This window comes from Cupriavidus sp. 94F1, assembly GCF_057798875.1.
Genome location: NZ_JBYOJT010000013.1, coordinates 30145 through 46064, shown reverse-complemented (window position 1 = coordinate 46064; position 15920 = coordinate 30145). Strand labels below are relative to the sequence as shown.

Genomic DNA, 15920 nt, shown 5'->3' with positions numbered 1-15920 from the left:
TGGCGACGTCTGCACTGGCCCCTTGCCAGCGCCCTGTCCGCCGGCTCCAAGTAATCACGCATGTCCCTTCTACAGCAGGCCCGTTTCTTCAATACCGTCAACCATCTGCGCGACCTGCCGGCCACGGCAGTGCCCGAGGTGGCGTTCGCCGGGCGTTCCAACGCCGGCAAGTCGACGGCGATCAACACGCTGTGCAGCCAGAAACGGCTGGCATTCTCGTCCCGCACGCCGGGCCGCACGCAGCATATCAACTTCTTCACCGTGGCCCCGGTCAAGGCGCCGGACCCGCTCGGATTCCTGGTGGACCTGCCGGGCTATGGCTACGCCGAGGTCTCCGGCAGCGCCAAGTACCACTGGCAGGGCCTGCTGTCGGACTACGTCCAGAGCCGCACCCAGCTGGCCGGCCTGATCCTCATGATGGACGCGCGCCGCCCGTTTACGGACCTCGATTGCCAGATGGTCGAGTGGTTCCTGCCCACCGGCAAGCCGATCCACGTGCTGCTGACCAAGGCCGACAAGTTGACCAATAGCGAAAATGCCACGGCATTGCGCGAAACAAAGCGGATGCTGGCCGACTATGCGGCCCAGATGGACAATCCGCCGGCCATGACCGCGCAGCTGTTCTCAAGCCTGAAGCGGCGCGGCATCGAGGAAGCCCAGCGCGTGGTGGCGGGATGGCTGGCGCTGCCCGAAGCGCAGCCGCCCGAGGCACCCGAGGCGCCGGCTGGCGCCCCGCAGGCGTAGGTACGCCCGACTTCCACGCATCCGCATCCGGACCGGCCAAAAAAAAGCCCCGTTGCAAGCAACGGGGACGAACTTTCCCACCGGTTCAGGGCGGGTACCCGCTCAGGGAGGAGTAGCGGGGGACACCGCGCTGCGCGAAGCAACACAGAGTGTCCGCGAGTATGATAGCGGGCAAGCACAAAAGTTCTTTCTTCTTTTGGCGCAAGCGTTTCTTCATTGCCCGCAGCCCGCTGCGGTGACGTGTGCCACGCATCCGTCCACGACTTTCTCCTCCCCCGATTCCGCCATGTCCACGTTTCCCGAGTACCGTCCCCGCCGCATGCGTCGCGATGACTTCTCGCGCCGCATGATGCGCGAGAACCGCCTGTCGCCCGATAACCTGATTTATCCGGTGTTCATTCTGGACGGCCAGAACAGGCGCGAATCCGTGGCGTCGATGCCCGGTGTGGAGCGCGTGTCGGTGGACCTGCTGCTGCCGGTGGCCGAAGACTGCGTGAAGCTGGGCATCCCGGTGATCGCCCTGTTCCCGGTCATCGATCCGTCGCTCAAGACGCCCGATGGCATCGAGGCCACGCGCGCGGAAGGCCTGGTGCCCCGCGCCGTGCGCGCGCTGAAGGACCGCTTCCCCGAACTCGGGGTACTGACCGACGTGGCGCTCGACCCGTACACCAGCCACGGCCAGGACGGCGTGCTGGACGACAACGGCTATGTGATCAACGACATCACCGTCGACATCCTGGTCAGGCAGGCGCTGGTGCAGGCCGAAGCAGGCGTCGATATCGTCGCGCCGTCCGACATGATGGACGGCCGCATCGGCGCCGTGCGCGCCGCGCTGGAAGAGGCCAACCACATCCACACGCGCATCATGGCCTACTCGGCCAAGTACGCGTCGGCCTTCTACGGCCCGTTCCGCGATGCAGTCGGCTCGGCCGCCAATCTGGGCAAGGGCAACAAGATGACCTACCAGATGGACCCGTCCAACACCGACGAGGCGCTGCGCGAAGTCGGCCAGGACATCATGGAAGGCGCCGACATGGTGATGGTGAAGCCGGGCATGCCGTACCTGGACATCGTGCGCCGCGTGAAGGACGAGTTTCGCTACCCGACCTACGTCTACCAGGTCAGTGGCGAATACGCGATGCTGAAGGCCGCCGCCCAGAACGGCTGGCTGGACCACGACAAGGTCATGATGGAATCGCTGCTGGCATTCCGCCGCGCCGGCGCCGACGGCATCCTCACGTACTTCGCCCGCGATGCCGCGCGCCTGCTGAAGGCCGCCGGCTGACCGGCCGACGCTGCCGCATGCAACTACTGGGCTTCTCGGCCAGCCAGGTACACCCGCTCGCGACGCTCGACGCCGCACGGGACTTTCTTTCCGGCAACGCCGCCGCGCGCTTTGTCTGGGCCGACTTTGCCACCGAGGAGGTGTCGCCCGCGCCCGGCGCGTGGCGCGACCGCCTGGTGGCCCTGACCGGCGCGCCCATCCTCGACCTGCATCTGGCCGATGCCACCAACCCTGCGCATCCGTCGTTCTTCGACACGACCAATGCGTATGACATGGTGATCTTCCGCAAGCTGACCTTCGAGACCAGCCGCCAGTTTGCCGAGGCCGATGCCGCGCAGGCCGGCGGCGACACGGCCGCGCCGGGTACGATGGCCGCCACCCCGGTGGCCCCGGCTAGCGGCACCGCCACGCCGCCGCAGACCGGCCCGGAAGCGGCACCGATGCCCGCCCCGCGCAAGGCCTCGCGCAAGTACGCGCCGGGCTTCCTGCCCGCGCTGGCGCGCATCGACACGCAGCCGGTGGCCTTTTTCGTATTCGACAATGTGCTGATCACGGTGCGGCCATCGCCGTCTCGCACCATCGACCAGGTCCGGCAGCGGCTGCTGGATACCTGCGGCGCGCCGCAATCCGCGCCGGCACGCGCCAACGGCGCGGCGTCGCTGATGCATGGCGTTCGCCCGCCCACGCGCCCGGAAGACCTGATGCTGCGGCTACTGAACGCCATGGTGGACCGCTACCTCGACCTGCGAACGCCGCTGACGCGTCAGCTGGACCGCTGGCAGCGCGCCCTGCTGAGCGCCCGGCAGAGCTTCTCGAGCTGGGAAGGGCTGCTCGACGCACGTAACCAGCTGCGCCGGCTTGAAAACCTGAGCGAGGAACAGCGCGACGCGTTGCAGGAATTCCGCGACAGCCTGCTGGACAACCGCTACAGCGCTGGCGACGGCGATCCCGGCGCGGCCAGCCGCGATGAGGTGCTGCTCGTGCGGCTGACCGACCTGATGGAGCACATCATGCGGGTTCTCGCGCACGCGCGGCGGTTGGAGGATTCGATCGAATCGGCCGTGCAGATCCACTTCTCGGCCGTGGCGCACCGCACCAACCGCACCATGCGGGCGCTGACGATCATCACGGCCCTGTTTATGCCGCTCACGCTGATTACGGGCGTGTTCGGCATGAACTTCGCCCGCATGCCGTGGCTGCAGGAGCCGAACGGGTTCTGGTGGTCGATCGGCTTGATGGGCGGGGTGGTGGCCGCCATCGGTGGCATCTGGGCGCTGGGACGCTGGCTGGACCGATAGTCTCCGCCCGATCCGGCGCCCCGGGGTGCGGACTCAGGTCTGCGGCGCCTTGCCGAACGCGCGCTCCAGGCTGTCCAGGAAGCGGTTCGCCGACTGATAGCCGATCACGCGGACCGGGCGCTCGCGGCCGTCCGATCCGAACAGGATGATGCCCGGCGGGCCAAACAGGCCGAAGCGCTTGAGCAGCGCCTTGTCGTCGGCGTTATTGGCCGTCACGTCGGCCTGCAGCAGCACCACGTTGGCCAGACGCGCCCTGACCTTGGCGTCGGGGAACGTCAGCTTTTCCATCTCCTTGCAGGAGACGCACCAGTCAGCATAGAAATCCAGCAGCACCGGGCGGCCCACTGCCGCGGCCTGTGCCACGCGCGCGTCCAGTTCGGCAACGCTTCGCACGCGTTCGAAACGCACGGCTGCGTCCTTGCCGGCGGTCCCTGTCGCCGACGGCCCCGGGAAGCTGCCGAGATGGGACAGCGGCTGGAGCGGATCGCGTCCACCGGAAGCCACCCCGACGATCTGGATGGCGCCCGCCAGCGCGGCAACCAGGCCCAGGCCCTTGCCCAGGCGCAGCAACCCGCGCGGGTCAGGGCCGAGCGAGTCGAACGCGCCAAGATACACGGCCGCGACGATCAGCAGGGCCGCCCACGCGATCATCACCACCCACGCCGGCAGCACCGGGGTCACCATCCAGATCGCCACGCCAAGCAGCAGGAAGCCGAAGAATCGCTTGGTTGCCTCCATCCATTTGCCCGCGCGCGGCAGCAGGTTGCCTGCGCCGACGCCCACCAGCAACAACGGCACGCCCATGCCCAGCGCCATGGCCAGCAGCGCCGCGCCGCCGGTCAGGGCATCGCCGGTCTGGGCGATATAGGCCAGCGCGCCAGCCAGGGGGGCGGTCACGCACGGCCCGACGATCAGCGCCGAAATCGCGCCCATCGCCACGGCGCCAGCCACCTGGCCACCCTGCCTGCGGTTGGAAGACTGGGTCAGCCGGGTCTGCCAGTGCTGCGGCAGCTGCAGTTCGTAGAGACCGAACATCGACAGCGCCAGCCCGATCATCAGCAACGCGAACAGGCCCAGCACCCAGGGCGTCTGCAGCGCGGCGGACAGGCCTTCGCCGGCCAGTCCCGCAGCCACGCCCACGGCGGTATAGACCACGGCCATGCCCAGTACATAGGCCAGCGACACGACGAAAGCGCGGCCCCGGGTCACGTGCTCGCCGACCACGATGGACGACAAGATGGGCACCATCGGCAACACGCAAGGGGTGAAGGTCAGCAGCAGCCCGAGTCCGAAGAACAGCGCGCCGATCAGCGGCAGATTGCGGCTGGCCAGCGCGCCGGCAATACGGTCGTTCTCGTCGATTTGCGGACCACGAACGGCGGGTGTCTTGGGCGGCTCGCTGGCCGGACTGTCCGCCTGGGCCTCGGCGGGCGTCGACCGTGCGGGCGCGCCGCGATCGCCAAAAAGATTGCCCAACGCCGACCCGCCTACCTTGTAGACGCTTTCCATCGGCGGGTAGCACAGGCCCTTGTCCGCGCAGCCCTGCGAGGTCACCACCAGCGTCCAGCGGCCATCGGCCGGCGCCTGTTCGACAGGCACCTTGACGACGACGGCGCCGCGGTAGGTTTCCATGTCCTTGCCGAAGGTCTCGTCGAAATGCACCTTGCCCTGCGGCATGGCCGGGGTACCAAGCTTCACGCCGGCCGGCTGTGCGGCAAAGGCAAATCGCTCGCGGTACAGGTAGTAGCCGTCGGCCACCTCGAACCGGACTTCAATGGTCTGGGGATCGACCTGCCTGGCGGCAAACCTGAACGCCTGTTCTGGCGGCAGGAAGTCGTCTTCCGACGCCGCGCGGGCGCTGCCCCAGGTCACCAGACACACGAGGAAGATCAGGGCGATTGCGACGATATGTCGCAATCCCGAACGCACCGACGGACGTCCGCCCCGCGCCGCACCGGGCCGTTGTCCGATGGCTGGCGTGGCACCCTCAAGCCACGTTCCGTTCCCGCTGATCCCCGTCGTTCCCATGAGTTGTTCCGATACTTGTTGTTCTGGCTTCAAGGCTGGCTTGCGGCACCGCTGGCTTCCGCCCGGACCCAGGCCAGATAGGCGGGCAGCCCCGCCACCAGCGGCCACGCAATCAGTTCCGGCACGTCGTAGGGGTGCTCGGCTCGGATCACGGCTTCCAGCGCCGCGTACTGGCGCTGCGTGGTCTTGATCAGCAGCGGCCATTCCTGCGCCTGCTCGAGCTTGCCTTGCCACCAGTACTCGGACTGGCACGGTGCCAGCCGGTTCACGCAGGCCGCAACCCGGGCTTCCAGGACGGCCCGCGCCACCCGCGCCGCGGACGCCTCGTCGGGCAGGTTGGTCATCGCCATCCAGACCGATTCTGCCGGGTCCGGGCGCGTCGCGCTATGGGAGGAGTCTGAACTTGTCATGCGTGGATCGGGGCACAAAACAAAAGAGCCAGGCAAAAGCCTGGCTCGATTGTAGTGCCGTGTCCGATAACCCGTCAGCGGGGACGGGTTCGGTCATCACTTATTCCGCAGCTTCTTCAGCCGGGGCTTCGGTGATTTCCGGACGGTCCACCAGCTCGACCAGCGCCATCGGCGCGTTGTCGCCCTGACGGAAGCCGAACTTCAGGATACGGGTGTAGCCGCCCGGACGGGTGGCGTAACGCGGGCCCAGTTCGGTGAACAGCTTGGTGACCATGTCGCGGTCGCGCAGACGGGCGAAAGCCAGACGGCGGTTGGCAACGGTGTCCTTCTTGGCCAGCGTGATGAGCGGCTCGACAACCTTGCGCAGTTCCTTGGCCTTGGGCAGGGTGGTCTTGATCAGCTCGTGCTGGAACAGCGAGTTGGACATGTTGCGCAGCATCGCGAGACGGTGCGACGAGGTGCGGTTCAGTTTCCGCAGACCATGACGGTGACGCATGATGATTCCTTTTGATTACAGTGTTTGACCAGCTCTTCTATCGCCTTGGCCGCTGGAAGCGGGCTCGGGCGCGGGCCGGTAGTGCTACGGTGCCACGGGCGGAATTGCCTGTGGCGCGTTGACAGTGGAGCCGCCTTTCGGCAGCTCCACCCGCCAATTACTTCTCCAGACCTGCGGGCGGCCAGTTCTCGAGCTTCATGCCGAGCGTCAGGCCACGCGAAGCCAGGACTTCCTTGATCTCGTTGAGCGACTTGCGACCCAGGTTCGGGGTCTTGAGCAGTTCGTTCTCGGTACGCTGGATCAGGTCGCCGATGTAGTAGATGTTTTCGGCCTTCAGGCAGTTGGCCGAACGCACCGTCAGCTCGAGGTCGTCCACCGGGCGCAGCAGGATCGGATCGATCTGCGGAGCGCGGCTCGAAGCTGCCTCGGCGGCCGATTCGGTGCCTTCCAGCGCGGCAAACACCGACAGCTGGTCTACCAGGATACGGGCCGACTGGCGAATCGCTTCCTCCGGCGAGATCACGCCGTCGGTTTCGATGTTCATCACCAGCTTGTCCAGATCGGTACGCTGTTCCACACGCGCCGATTCCACGGCGTACGAAACGCGGCGGACCGGCGAGAACGAGGCGTCCAGCACGATGCGGCCGATCACCTTGCCCGATTCGTCGCCGAACTTGCGCACGTTGCCCGGCACATAACCACGGCCTTGCTCGACCTTGATCTGCATGTCCAGCTTGCCGCCTGCGGACAGGTGGGCAATGACGTGACCCGGGTTGATGATCTCGACATCGTGCGGCAGCTCGATATCGGCTGCCGTGACCACGCCTTCGCCATCCTTGCGCAGCGACACCGTGACTTCGTCGCGGTTGTGCAGCTTGAAGACCACGCCCTTCAGGTTGAGGAGCAGGTTGACGACGTCTTCCTGAACGCCATCGATGGTGGAATACTCGTGGACGACCCCAGCGATCGTGACTTCAGTCGGCGCATAGCCGACCATCGACGACAGCAGGACGCGACGCAGCGCGTTACCAAGCGTATGCCCGTAACCGCGTTCAAACGGCTCCATCACGACTTTGGCGTGGTGGTCGCCCAGCGGTTCGACGGCGATGATTTTTGGCTTGAGGAGTGCTGTTTGCATTAGGTTGTCCTTTTCAATACCCTCGGCTCGTTACACCGATAAGGCTGACGTTTGGAACCTGAAAAAACCCATCGTATGATGGGCAATAAGCCCGGCGCGCCGCGTGGCGCGCCGGGCTGAAAGCGAAGCCTTGTGGATAAGGCAAGCGATGAACCGTTCGAATCTCGGTCCGCGATTAACGCGAATACAGTTCGACGATCAGGCTTTCGTTGATGTCGCCCGAAATATCGGCGCGATCCGGAGCCTGCTTGAACGTGCCTTCGAACTTCTTCGAATCCACGGCCACCCAGGTCGGGAAGCCCGACTGTTCGGCCAGCGACAGGGCCTCGGCGATACGGACCTGCTTCTTCGACTGTTCGCGGATCGACACGATGTCACCAGCCTTGACCTGGGCCGACGGCACGTTCAGCGGCTGACCGTTCACCAGGATCGCCTTGTGCGAAACCAGCTGGCGCGCTTCGGCGCGGGTCGAGCCGAAGCCCATGCGGTACACGACGTTGTCCAGGCGCGATTCCAGCAGTTGCAGCAGCTTCTCGCCGGTGTTGCCCTTGCGGCGGTCGGCTTCAGCGAAGTAGCGGCGGAACTGACGCTCCAGCACGCCATAGATGCGCTTGACCTTCTGCTTTTCGCGCAGCTGGTTGCCGTAGTCGGACGTACGGGCACCCGAGGTGCGGCCGTGCTGACCCGGCTTGCTGTCCAGCTTGCACTTGTCGGCCAGCGAGCGACGGGCGCTCTTCAGGAACAGATCGGTGCCTTCGCGGCGGGAAAGTTTGGCCTTCGGGCCGGTATAACGTGCCACTTTATCTTCCTTTGATCGATCACGGCGCCATCAGGACGCGCCGCGAGTCCGTCACCTGTCGTGACGGACGGTGGGCTTATGGTTCTTCATCCGCAATGACCACGGCCACGCGGAGGCAACGCAAAAGCATGATGAATATCGTCCTCGCCGAGGCGGAAGCCTCAAGACGCGGACGCAAAACGAAAGCCCGCCGCAAAAACTTGCAGCAGGCCAACGCGGGATACTACCACACTCCGGAGATACGGGGTAAGACCCTGATCGTATCCCCGGCAAGCCTGGCGCTTAGATACGGCGGCGCTTCGGCGGACGGCAGCCGTTGTGCGGCACCGGCGTCACGTCTTCGATCACCGAAATCTTGATGCCCAGCGCGTTCAGCGCACGGACAGCCGATTCGCGACCCGGGCCCGGGCCCTTGATGCGCACTTCCAGGTTCTTGATACCCTGGTCTTGCGCAACGCGGCCGGCGTTTTCGGCGGCAACCTGGGCTGCGAACGGGGTCGACTTGCGCGAACCCTTGAAGCCCTGGCCACCAGCGGTCGCCCACGACAGGGCGTTGCCCTGACGGTCGGTGATCGTGATGATGGTGTTGTTGAACGAAGCGTGGACGTGCGCAATGCCGTCGGCAACGTTCTTCTTGACCTTCTTACGCGCGCGCTGGGCGGCGTTATTCGGACCTTTTGCCATTCGTCTATTCCTCTGCCTTCGGCTTTACTTCTTCAGTGCCACGCCGGCCTTGCGCGGACCCTTACGGGTACGGGCGTTGGTGCGGGTACGCTGGCCGCGGAGCGGCAGACCTTTGCGGTGACGCATGCCACGATAGCAACCAAGGTCCATCAGACGCTTGATGTTCATCGTGGTTTCACGACGCAGGTCACCCTCGACCGTGACCTTGCCCACTTCGTCACGAAGCTTTTCCAGGTCGGCGTCGGTCAGATCCTTGACCTTCTTGTCAAACGGTACACCGGTGGCCTCGCAAATCTTGCGGGCGCGCGAGCGGCCGACACCATAAATAGCCGTCAGGCCGATTTCGGTGTGCTTGTGGTTCGGGATGTTAACCCCTGCGATACGTGCCATTCGTCAATCCTCTTTCCGATTAGCCTTGGCGTTGCTTGTGGCGGGGATCCGACGAGCAGATCACGCGCACGACACCGTTGCGCTTGATGATTTTGCAGTTGCGGCAAATGCGCTTAACAGAAGCCAGCACTTTCATGATTTTCCTCTTCCTTCAATTCCAGTTCGCTTCACTTCGTCCGGAAGACGATACGTGCGCGAGACAGATCATATGGAGTCAGCTCAACCGTCACCTTGTCACCCGGAAGAATCCGGATGTAGTTCATTCGCATCTTGCCGGAGATGTGGCCGAGTACTACGTGGCCGTTCTCCAGTTTGATGCGGAACGTCGCGTTGGGGAGATTTTCCAGGACCTCCCCGTGCATCTGGATGACGTCGTCTTTTGCCATACCTGGTGCCCGCCCCGACCCCAGCTTTCCTTAGCGCAAGGTCAGGTTACCCTTGAAATTCGCCTTCTTCAGCAGCGACTCGTACTGCTGCGACATGACATAGGACTGTACCTGTGCCATGAAGTCCATCGTGACGACCACGATGATCAGCAGCGAGGTTCCGCCGAAATAGAACGGAACGTTCCAGCGCAGCACCAGGAATTCCGGCAACAGGCAGACCAGTGTGATGTAAATCGCACCAGCCAGCGTCAGGCGCACCAGGATCTTGTCGATATAGCGCGTCGTTTGCTCGCCCGGACGGATGCCCGGAATGAAGGCTCCACTTTTCTTCAGGTTGTCTGCCACTTCCCGGCTGTTATAGACCAGAGCCGTATAGAAGAAGCAGAAAAATACAATCGCAGTCGCATACAGCAGGATGTAGACCGGCTGGCCCGGCGACAGCGTGGCAGCCAGGTCCTTGATGAACCGGCCAACCGCACCCGTCGAGTCAGACGTGAACCAGCCTGCAATCGTCGCCGGGAACAGGATGATCGACGATGCAAAGATCGGCGGAATCACCCCTGCCATGTTCAGCTTCAGCGGCAGGTGCGACGACTGACCGCCGTACACCTTGTTGCCGACCTGACGCTTGGCATAGTTCACCAGGATCTTGCGCTGGCCACGCTCGATAAACACCACGGCGTAGGTCACACCAGCCACGATCGCCACGATCAGGATCGCCGCGATGATGCTCATGGAACCCGTACGGACCAGTTCGAACAGTCCGCCGATCGCATTGGGCAGGCCCGCCGCGATACCACCGAAGATGATGATCGAAATACCGTTGCCCAGACCGCGCTCGGTAATCTGCTCACCCAGCCACATCAGGAACATCGTGCCGGTCACCAGCGTGATTACCGCCGTGGCCCGGAACATCAGACCCGGATCGATAACCAGCCCTGGCTGCGACTCCAGCGCCACCGCAATCGACAACGCCTGGAACGTGGCCAGAACCACGGTGCCGTAGCGTGTGTACTGCGTAATCTTACGTTGCCCTGCCTGCCCTTCCTTCTTCAACGACTCCAGCTGCGGCAGCACGATCGTCAGCAATTGCATGATGATCGACGCCGAGATGTACGGCATGATGCCGAGCGCGAAGACGGTAAAGCGCGACAGCGCACCGCCCGAGAACAGGTTGAACATCCCGAGGATGCCACCCGACTGACTCTGGAAAAGCTTCGCAAGCTGATCCGGATCGATTCCCGGCACCGGAATATGTGCACCGATGCGGTAGACGATCAGGGCCAGCACCAGGAACATCAGCCGGCGCTTGAGATCGCCGTACTTCGCCGTATTCCTGGCCTGCGCGCTTGCATTGGGTTTCGCCGTGGCCAAACGATGCTCCGACTGTGACTTCGCCTATGCTGCGAATGCTACTGCGTAATTACGCTTCGATCTGGCCGCCAGCGGCTTCGATCGCAGCCTTGGCGCCAGCGGTGGCACCCAGACCCTTGATCGTCACCTTGCGGGACAGTTCACCGGCCTTGATGACCTTCGCGCTCTTGACCAGCTCGCCCACCAGGCCAGCTTGCTTCAGGACCAGCAGGTCCACTTCGGCAGCTTCCAGGCGTTCGATGTCGCGCAGGGTCACTTCAGCGGTGAAGGCCTTGGTCAGCGAGGTAAAACCACGCTTCGGCAGGCGACGATACAGCGGCATTTGACCGCCTTCGAAGCCAACCTTGTGGAAGCCGCCCGAACGCGACTTCTGACCCTTGTGACCACGACCAGCCGTCTTGCCCAGGCCGGAGCCGATACCGCGGCCGACGCGACGCTTGGCGTGCTTCGAACCGTCGGCCGGTTTCAGGTTGTTCAGTTGCATGTTGCTCTCCGAGTCCCGATCAGGCCAGAACCTTGACCAGGTACGAGACCTTGTTGATCATGCCGCGCACGGCGGGCGTGTCCTGCAGCTCCGAAACGGAGTTCAGGCGACGCAGGCCCAGGCCACGTACGGTGGCGCGATGATCCTCGCGCGTACCGATCAGGCTACGCACGAGTTGCACTTTTACGGTTTTCTGCGACATTTCGTTCACCTTAGCCGAGGATGTCTTCGACCGACTTGCCACGCTTGGCGGCGATCTCGCCCGGCGTGCTCATCTTGGTCAGACCATCGATGGTGGCGCGAACCATGTTGTACGGGTTCGTCGAACCGTGCGACTTGGTCACAACGTTCGTCACACCCATCACTTCGAAGATCGCGCGCATCGGACCACCGGCGATCACGCCGGTACCTTCCTTGGCGGGCATCATCAGCACCTTGGCGGCGCCGTGACGGCCAACAACTTCGTGCTGCAGCGTGCCGTTCTTCAGCGAGACCTTGACCATCTTGCGACGGGCTTCGTCCATTGCCTTCTGCACGGCCACCGGAACTTCCTTGGCCTTGCCCTTGCCCATGCCGATGCGGCCATCGCCGTCACCCACCACGGTCAGCGCAGCGAAACCGAGGATACGGCCACCCTTCACCACCTTGGTGACACGGTTGACCGAGATCATCTTCTCGCGGAGGCCGTCGTCGCGTTCGTCCTGTTGGACTTTTGCTTGCATCTTTGCCATGACGTATCTCTCTTTGAGCGCTTAGAACTTGAGGCCGGCTTCACGCGCGGCGTCAGCCAGGGCCTTCACGCGGCCGTGGAAGCGGAAGCCACCACGATCGAACGCGACGGTTTCCACGCCAGCTGCCTTTGCCTTCTCGGCAACGCGCTTGCCCACCAGGGTGGCGGCGGCAACGGTAGCACCGCTGCCAGTCAGTTCCTTGCGCACTTCTGCCTCGGCGGTCGAAGCCGAAGCCAGCACTTGCGTGCCGCACGGCGAGTACACCTGAGCGTAAATATGCGTATTCGTACGGAACACGGTCAGACGATTGATCTTCAATTCCGCGATTTTCGCGCGGGTCTGACGTGCACGGCGCAAACGAGCGTCTTTCTTGTTCATCTCTGGACCCCTTACTTCTTCTTGGTTTCCTTCAGGATGACGCGCTCGTCAGCGTAGCGAACGCCCTTGCCTTTGTAGGGCTCGGGCGGACGGTACGCGCGGACTTCCGCGGCAACCTGACCGACTTTCTGCTTGTCAGCACCCTTGATCACGATTTCGGTCTGCGTCGGCGTTTCGGCCTTCACGCCTTCCGGCATTTCGTGAATCACATCGTGCGAGAAACCAAGCTGGAGCTTCAGCGCGGCGCCTTGCAGTTGAGCGCGGTAACCCACGCCAACCAGCTGCAGCTTGCGCTCGAAACCGGTGGTCACGCCCTTGACCATGTTTGCCGCCAGGGCGCGCATGGTGCCTTGCAGGGCGTTTGCTTCACGCGATTCGTCAGCCGGTTCGAAAGTCAGCGTGCCATCGGCAACGTTGGCCTTCACCAGGCTGTGAATCGGCTGGGTCAGCGTACCGAGCGGGCCCTTAACGGAGAGCACGCCAGCCGCCACATTTACTTCCGCGCCTTTCGGCAGCGCGATGGGAGCCTTACCTACACGGGACATGTTTGCTCCTTACGCGACGTAGCAGAGAACTTCGCCGCCCACGCCAGTGGCACGTGCCTTGCGGTCGGTCATCAGACCCTGCGGGGTCGAGATGATCGCCACACCCAGGCCGTTCATCACTTGGGGGATGTCGCTGCGGCCCTTGTACACGCGCAGACCGGGCTTCGAAACGCGCTCGATGCGCTCGATTACCGGACGGCCGGCGTAGTACTTCAGACCAATGGTCAGTTGCGCCTTGCCGCCATCTTCCTGAACCGAGTAGTCATCGACGTAGCCTTCGTCCTTCAGGACTTTGGCGATCGCAACCTTCAGTTTGGACGAGGGCATGACCACCGACGCCTTCTGCACGCCCTGGGCGTTGCGAATGCGCGTCAGCATATCGGCGATAGGATCGCTCATGCTCATACTGTTTCTCCTGTAGCCTGTGCGTAATTACCAGCTGGCTTTCGTCAGACCCGGGATTTCGCCCTTGAAGGCGATTTCGCGGATCTTGTTACGCGCCAGGCCAAACTTGCGGAAGGTACCGCGGGGACGACCGGTGATCGCGCAGCGGTTGCGCTGGCGAGTCGGGTTAGCGTTGCGCGGGAGCTTCTGCAGCTCGAGACGCGCCAGATAACGCTCTTCTTCCGACTTTTCTTGGTCGTCAATAATGGCCTTGAGGTTTGCGCGCTTGTCGGCGTACTTCGCCACGAGCTTTGCGCGCTTCTTCTCACGTTCAATCAGAGCCAGTTTAGCCACGGTTACCCCTTAATTACGGAACGGGAACTTGAACGCGTTCAGGAGAGCCTTGGCTTCCTCGTCGTTCTTAGCCGTCGTCGTGATGCTGATGTTCAGACCACGCAGTGCGTCGATCTTGTCGTACTCGATTTCGGGGAAAATGATCTGCTCTTTCACACCGATGTTGTAGTTGCCACGACCGTCGAACGATTTGCCCGACACTCCACGGAAGTCACGCACGCGCGGCAGGGCGACGGTCACGAAACGGTCCAGGAATTCGAACATACGCTCACCGCGCAGGGTCACCATCGCGCCGATGGGGTAGCCCTGACGGATCTTGAAGCCGGCGATGGCCTTCTTGGCCTTCGTCACAACGGGCTTCTGACCGGCGATCTTGGTCAGGTCACCGACTGCCAGCTCAATGACCTTCTTGTCATTGATCGCTTCGCCCAGGCCCATGTTCAGGGTGATCTTGGTGAAACGCGGCACTTCCATGACCGACTTGTAGCCGAACTGCTTCATCAGCGCCGGCACAACCTGTTCTTTGTAAAACTCTTGCAGACGTGCTGTCATGCTCAACTCCTATCTGTGCCCAGAATCAAGCGGCCAGGACGGCACCGGTCGTCTTCAGCACGCGCACGCGCTTGCCGTCTTCGACCTTGATACCGACACGCGACGGCTTGCCATTGGCATCCACGAGCGCAACGTTGGAAATATGCAGCGGCATCAGCTTGTCGACCACGCCACCCGTGGTACCCAGCATCGGGTTCGGGCGAGCGTGCTTCTTGGCAACGTTCACGCCTTCAACCACGACCTTGTCGCCTTGCACTGCCTGGACGGCACCGCGCTTGCCCTTGTCCTTGCCGGTCAGCACGATGACTTCGTCGCCTTTGCGAATCTTGTTCATGGCGGCTCCTTACAGCACTTCCGGAGCGAGCGACACGATCTTCATGAATCGCTCGGTACGGAGTTCACGAGTCACCGGCCCGAAGATACGGGTGCCGATCGGCTCGAGCTTGTTGTTCAGCAGTACGGCGGCATTGCCGTCGAACTTGACGAGCGAACCGTCAGCGCGGCGCACGCCCTTGGCGGTACGCACGACGACTGCGTTATAGATGTCGCCCTTCTTCACGCGACCGCGCGGCGCTGCGTCCTTCACGGTCACCTTGATGATGTCGCCCACGCTCGCGTAGCGGCGCTTGGACCCACCCAGTACCTTGATGCACAGCACTTCGCGCGCACCGGTGTTATCGGCCACTTCGAGCCGGCTTTCTGTCTGAATCATGGTGTTATCTTCCCAACTTAATCCGTCAGGTCTTCGGATATGAAGCCCGTCGGTCAGTCTTGGTCCCGTCGGAGCCAGGCATTGCGCCAGCACCGCTTGGGTTGATCAACTTGGAAGTCGGTAGTGCCCGCACCCTGAATTACGGATGCCAGCCCTTGCTCGCTCAACAGGCCCGCCCGGGTGGTACTGCTAAGGCGAACGCAATAAAGCGGAAGTCCAGGATTATAGCAACATAATCCTGGACTTGCAAGTCAGCAAAGTACTGTTGTACTTAGATGACGCGCGCAGCTTCTACCAGCCGGGAAACCACCCAGGACTTGGTCCGCGACAGCGGACGCGTTTCCTGGATTTCGACCTTGTCGCCTTCCTTGTACTGGTTGGCTTCGTCGTGTGCGTGGTACTTCTTCGAACGCAGCACGTACTTGCCGTACAGAGGATGCTTGACGCGGTTTTCGATCAGGACCGTGACGGTCTTGTCCATCTTGTCGCTCACGACACGGCCCACGAGGGTCCGGTGAAGCTTTGCTTCAGTCTTCGCAGCTTCGGTCATTTCGCGTTCGCCTTCTCGTTCAGCACGGTTTGCACGCGCGCGATGTCCTTGCGCACCTTCTTCAGCTGGCTGGTGTTCTGCAGCTGTTGGGTGGCCTTTTGCATGCGCAGGCTAAATTGGGCCTTCAGCAGCTCGGAGAGCTCCTGGTTCAGGCCTGCGGCGTCCTTGCCGCGCAGTTCGGATGCTTTCATCCCAATC

The 15920-nt window shown here is 63.0% G+C and carries 25 protein-coding genes; 3 read left to right on the top strand and 22 right to left on the bottom strand.

What is annotated here, in order from left to right:
* The first annotated feature begins 60 nt into the window (after nucleotides 1-60).
* From yihA to AC3FJ6_RS23780, 3 genes are all read left to right on the top strand, one after another.
* Entirely contained in the window at nucleotides 61-744 is a 684-nt protein-coding gene (yihA, locus tag AC3FJ6_RS23790; protein ID WP_400394735.1) for a ribosome biogenesis GTP-binding protein YihA/YsxC, read from the top strand.
* 286 nt (nucleotides 745-1030) lie between these two features.
* Entirely contained in the window at nucleotides 1031-2029 is a 999-nt protein-coding gene (gene hemB / locus AC3FJ6_RS23785; RefSeq protein ID WP_153949086.1) for a porphobilinogen synthase, read from the top strand.
* A gap of 17 nt (nucleotides 2030-2046) precedes the next feature.
* Complete coding sequence (locus AC3FJ6_RS23780; protein WP_488773995.1) at nucleotides 2047-3327, top strand: magnesium transporter CorA family protein; 1281 nt, start codon at nucleotides 2047-2049, stop codon at nucleotides 3325-3327.
* A 33-nt stretch (nucleotides 3328-3360) separates the two neighbouring features.
* Here AC3FJ6_RS23780 and dsbD read toward each other — a convergent pair whose 3' ends face one another.
* From dsbD to rpmC, 22 genes are all read right to left on the bottom strand, one after another.
* Entirely contained in the window at nucleotides 3361-5244 is a 1884-nt protein-coding gene (gene dsbD, locus AC3FJ6_RS23775; RefSeq protein WP_488773994.1) for a protein-disulfide reductase DsbD, read from the bottom strand.
* 140 nt (nucleotides 5245-5384) lie between these two features.
* Nucleotides 5385-5765: a divalent-cation tolerance protein CutA gene (gene cutA / locus AC3FJ6_RS23770; RefSeq protein ID WP_488773993.1), complete on the bottom strand. Its 381-nt coding sequence runs from the start codon at nucleotides 5763-5765 to the stop codon at nucleotides 5385-5387.
* Between the two features lie 100 nt (nucleotides 5766-5865).
* Nucleotides 5866-6261 (bottom strand): 50S ribosomal protein L17, encoded by a 396-nt coding sequence (gene rplQ, locus AC3FJ6_RS23765; protein ID WP_008642987.1) that lies wholly within the window; start codon nucleotides 6259-6261, stop codon nucleotides 5866-5868.
* 157 nt (nucleotides 6262-6418) lie between these two features.
* Entirely contained in the window at nucleotides 6419-7399 is a 981-nt protein-coding gene (locus AC3FJ6_RS23760; protein ID WP_066731234.1) for a DNA-directed RNA polymerase subunit alpha, read from the bottom strand.
* Between the two features lie 175 nt (nucleotides 7400-7574).
* Nucleotides 7575-8198 carry a 30S ribosomal protein S4 gene (gene rpsD / locus AC3FJ6_RS23755; protein WP_215528726.1) on the bottom strand — a complete coding sequence of 208 codons (624 nt, stop codon included), beginning with the start codon at nucleotides 8196-8198 and terminating at the stop codon, nucleotides 7575-7577.
* A 282-nt stretch (nucleotides 8199-8480) separates the two neighbouring features.
* Nucleotides 8481-8882, bottom strand: coding sequence for a 30S ribosomal protein S11 (rpsK, locus tag AC3FJ6_RS23750; RefSeq protein ID WP_066731240.1), 402 nt, complete (start codon nucleotides 8880-8882; stop codon nucleotides 8481-8483).
* A 24-nt stretch (nucleotides 8883-8906) separates the two neighbouring features.
* On the bottom strand, nucleotides 8907-9272 hold the full coding sequence (rpsM, locus tag AC3FJ6_RS23745) for a 30S ribosomal protein S13 (protein WP_011299299.1): 366 nt from the start codon (nucleotides 9270-9272) through the stop codon (nucleotides 8907-8909).
* Nucleotides 9273-9291: 19 nt separating this feature from the next.
* Nucleotides 9292-9408 carry a 50S ribosomal protein L36 gene (gene rpmJ / locus AC3FJ6_RS23740; protein ID WP_008642959.1) on the bottom strand — a complete coding sequence of 39 codons (117 nt, stop codon included), beginning with the start codon at nucleotides 9406-9408 and terminating at the stop codon, nucleotides 9292-9294.
* A 31-nt stretch (nucleotides 9409-9439) separates the two neighbouring features.
* On the bottom strand, nucleotides 9440-9658 hold the full coding sequence (infA, locus tag AC3FJ6_RS23735) for a translation initiation factor IF-1 (RefSeq protein WP_019451035.1): 219 nt from the start codon (nucleotides 9656-9658) through the stop codon (nucleotides 9440-9442).
* A 30-nt stretch (nucleotides 9659-9688) separates the two neighbouring features.
* A complete protein-coding gene (gene secY, locus AC3FJ6_RS23730; protein WP_092602192.1) occupies nucleotides 9689-11032 on the bottom strand; it encodes a preprotein translocase subunit SecY in 1344 nt (447 codons plus the stop codon).
* Nucleotides 11033-11081: 49 nt separating this feature from the next.
* Nucleotides 11082-11516: a 50S ribosomal protein L15 gene (gene rplO / locus AC3FJ6_RS23725; RefSeq protein ID WP_008642954.1), complete on the bottom strand. Its 435-nt coding sequence runs from the start codon at nucleotides 11514-11516 to the stop codon at nucleotides 11082-11084.
* A gap of 19 nt (nucleotides 11517-11535) precedes the next feature.
* Entirely contained in the window at nucleotides 11536-11718 is a 183-nt protein-coding gene (rpmD, locus tag AC3FJ6_RS23720; RefSeq protein WP_008642953.1) for a 50S ribosomal protein L30, read from the bottom strand.
* A 10-nt stretch (nucleotides 11719-11728) separates the two neighbouring features.
* On the bottom strand, nucleotides 11729-12247 hold the full coding sequence (gene rpsE, locus AC3FJ6_RS23715; RefSeq protein ID WP_066731242.1) for a 30S ribosomal protein S5: 519 nt from the start codon (nucleotides 12245-12247) through the stop codon (nucleotides 11729-11731).
* 21 nt (nucleotides 12248-12268) lie between these two features.
* Nucleotides 12269-12625, bottom strand: coding sequence for a 50S ribosomal protein L18 (rplR, locus tag AC3FJ6_RS23710; RefSeq protein WP_066731243.1), 357 nt, complete (start codon nucleotides 12623-12625; stop codon nucleotides 12269-12271).
* 11 nt (nucleotides 12626-12636) lie between these two features.
* Entirely contained in the window at nucleotides 12637-13170 is a 534-nt protein-coding gene (rplF, locus tag AC3FJ6_RS23705) for a 50S ribosomal protein L6 (protein WP_066731245.1), read from the bottom strand.
* A 9-nt stretch (nucleotides 13171-13179) separates the two neighbouring features.
* A complete protein-coding gene (rpsH, locus tag AC3FJ6_RS23700) occupies nucleotides 13180-13575 on the bottom strand; it encodes a 30S ribosomal protein S8 (RefSeq protein WP_019451029.1) in 396 nt (131 codons plus the stop codon).
* Between the two features lie 27 nt (nucleotides 13576-13602).
* Nucleotides 13603-13908: a 30S ribosomal protein S14 gene (gene rpsN / locus AC3FJ6_RS23695; RefSeq protein WP_008642942.1), complete on the bottom strand. Its 306-nt coding sequence runs from the start codon at nucleotides 13906-13908 to the stop codon at nucleotides 13603-13605.
* Nucleotides 13909-13917: 9 nt separating this feature from the next.
* The gene (gene rplE, locus AC3FJ6_RS23690; RefSeq protein WP_008642941.1) at nucleotides 13918-14460 is read right to left on the bottom strand and encodes a 50S ribosomal protein L5; all 543 of its coding nucleotides are present in this window, start codon (nucleotides 14458-14460) and stop codon (nucleotides 13918-13920) included.
* A 25-nt stretch (nucleotides 14461-14485) separates the two neighbouring features.
* The gene (rplX, locus tag AC3FJ6_RS23685) at nucleotides 14486-14794 is read right to left on the bottom strand and encodes a 50S ribosomal protein L24 (RefSeq protein WP_066731247.1); all 309 of its coding nucleotides are present in this window, start codon (nucleotides 14792-14794) and stop codon (nucleotides 14486-14488) included.
* A 9-nt stretch (nucleotides 14795-14803) separates the two neighbouring features.
* Nucleotides 14804-15172: a 50S ribosomal protein L14 gene (rplN, locus tag AC3FJ6_RS23680; RefSeq protein WP_006576237.1), complete on the bottom strand. Its 369-nt coding sequence runs from the start codon at nucleotides 15170-15172 to the stop codon at nucleotides 14804-14806.
* 271 nt (nucleotides 15173-15443) lie between these two features.
* A complete protein-coding gene (gene rpsQ, locus AC3FJ6_RS23675) occupies nucleotides 15444-15722 on the bottom strand; it encodes a 30S ribosomal protein S17 (protein ID WP_066731249.1) in 279 nt (92 codons plus the stop codon).
* The gene (gene rpmC / locus AC3FJ6_RS23670) at nucleotides 15719-15913 is read right to left on the bottom strand and encodes a 50S ribosomal protein L29 (protein ID WP_039007569.1); all 195 of its coding nucleotides are present in this window, start codon (nucleotides 15911-15913) and stop codon (nucleotides 15719-15721) included. Before rpmC ends, rpsQ begins: the two co-directional genes overlap by 4 nt.
* Between the last annotated feature and the right edge of the window lie 7 nt (nucleotides 15914-15920).

What these genes read in the sequence shown, in the direction of transcription:
- yihA (WP_400394735.1), top strand. Translation starts at nt 61, where the DNA reads ATGTCCCTTCTACAGCAGGCCCGTTTCTTCAATACCGTCAACCATCTG.
- hemB (WP_153949086.1), top strand. Translation starts at nt 1,031, where the DNA reads ATGTCCACGTTTCCCGAGTACCGTCCCCGCCGCATGCGTCGCGATGAC.
- AC3FJ6_RS23780 (WP_488773995.1), top strand. Translation starts at nt 2,047, where the DNA reads ATGCAACTACTGGGCTTCTCGGCCAGCCAGGTACACCCGCTCGCGACG.
- cutA (WP_488773993.1), bottom strand. Translation starts at nt 5,765, where the DNA reads ATGACAAGTTCAGACTCCTCCCATAGCGCGACGCGCCCGGACCCGGCA.
- rplQ (WP_008642987.1), bottom strand. Translation starts at nt 6,261, where the DNA reads ATGCGTCACCGTCATGGTCTGCGGAAACTGAACCGCACCTCGTCGCAC.
- AC3FJ6_RS23760 (WP_066731234.1), bottom strand. Translation starts at nt 7,399, where the DNA reads ATGCAAACAGCACTCCTCAAGCCAAAAATCATCGCCGTCGAACCGCTG.
- rpsK (WP_066731240.1), bottom strand. Translation starts at nt 8,882, where the DNA reads ATGGCAAAAGGTCCGAATAACGCCGCCCAGCGCGCGCGTAAGAAGGTC.
- rpsM (WP_011299299.1), bottom strand. Translation starts at nt 9,272, where the DNA reads ATGGCACGTATCGCAGGGGTTAACATCCCGAACCACAAGCACACCGAA.
- rpmJ (WP_008642959.1), bottom strand. Translation starts at nt 9,408, where the DNA reads ATGAAAGTGCTGGCTTCTGTTAAGCGCATTTGCCGCAACTGCAAAATC.
- infA (WP_019451035.1), bottom strand. Translation starts at nt 9,658, where the DNA reads ATGGCAAAAGACGACGTCATCCAGATGCACGGGGAGGTCCTGGAAAAT.
- rplO (WP_008642954.1), bottom strand. Translation starts at nt 11,516, where the DNA reads ATGCAACTGAACAACCTGAAACCGGCCGACGGTTCGAAGCACGCCAAG.
- rpmD (WP_008642953.1), bottom strand. Translation starts at nt 11,718, where the DNA reads ATGTCGCAGAAAACCGTAAAAGTGCAACTCGTGCGTAGCCTGATCGGT.
- rpsE (WP_066731242.1), bottom strand. Translation starts at nt 12,247, where the DNA reads ATGGCAAAGATGCAAGCAAAAGTCCAACAGGACGAACGCGACGACGGC.
- rplR (WP_066731243.1), bottom strand. Translation starts at nt 12,625, where the DNA reads ATGAACAAGAAAGACGCTCGTTTGCGCCGTGCACGTCAGACCCGCGCG.
- rplF (WP_066731245.1), bottom strand. Translation starts at nt 13,170, where the DNA reads ATGTCCCGTGTAGGTAAGGCTCCCATCGCGCTGCCGAAAGGCGCGGAA.
- rpsH (WP_019451029.1), bottom strand. Translation starts at nt 13,575, where the DNA reads ATGAGCATGAGCGATCCTATCGCCGATATGCTGACGCGCATTCGCAAC.
- rplE (WP_008642941.1), bottom strand. Translation starts at nt 14,460, where the DNA reads ATGACAGCACGTCTGCAAGAGTTTTACAAAGAACAGGTTGTGCCGGCG.
- rplX (WP_066731247.1), bottom strand. Translation starts at nt 14,794, where the DNA reads ATGAACAAGATTCGCAAAGGCGACGAAGTCATCGTGCTGACCGGCAAG.
- rplN (WP_006576237.1), bottom strand. Translation starts at nt 15,172, where the DNA reads ATGATTCAGACAGAAAGCCGGCTCGAAGTGGCCGATAACACCGGTGCG.
- rpsQ (WP_066731249.1), bottom strand. Translation starts at nt 15,722, where the DNA reads ATGACCGAAGCTGCGAAGACTGAAGCAAAGCTTCACCGGACCCTCGTG.
- rpmC (WP_039007569.1), bottom strand. Translation starts at nt 15,913, where the DNA reads ATGAAAGCATCCGAACTGCGCGGCAAGGACGCCGCAGGCCTGAACCAG.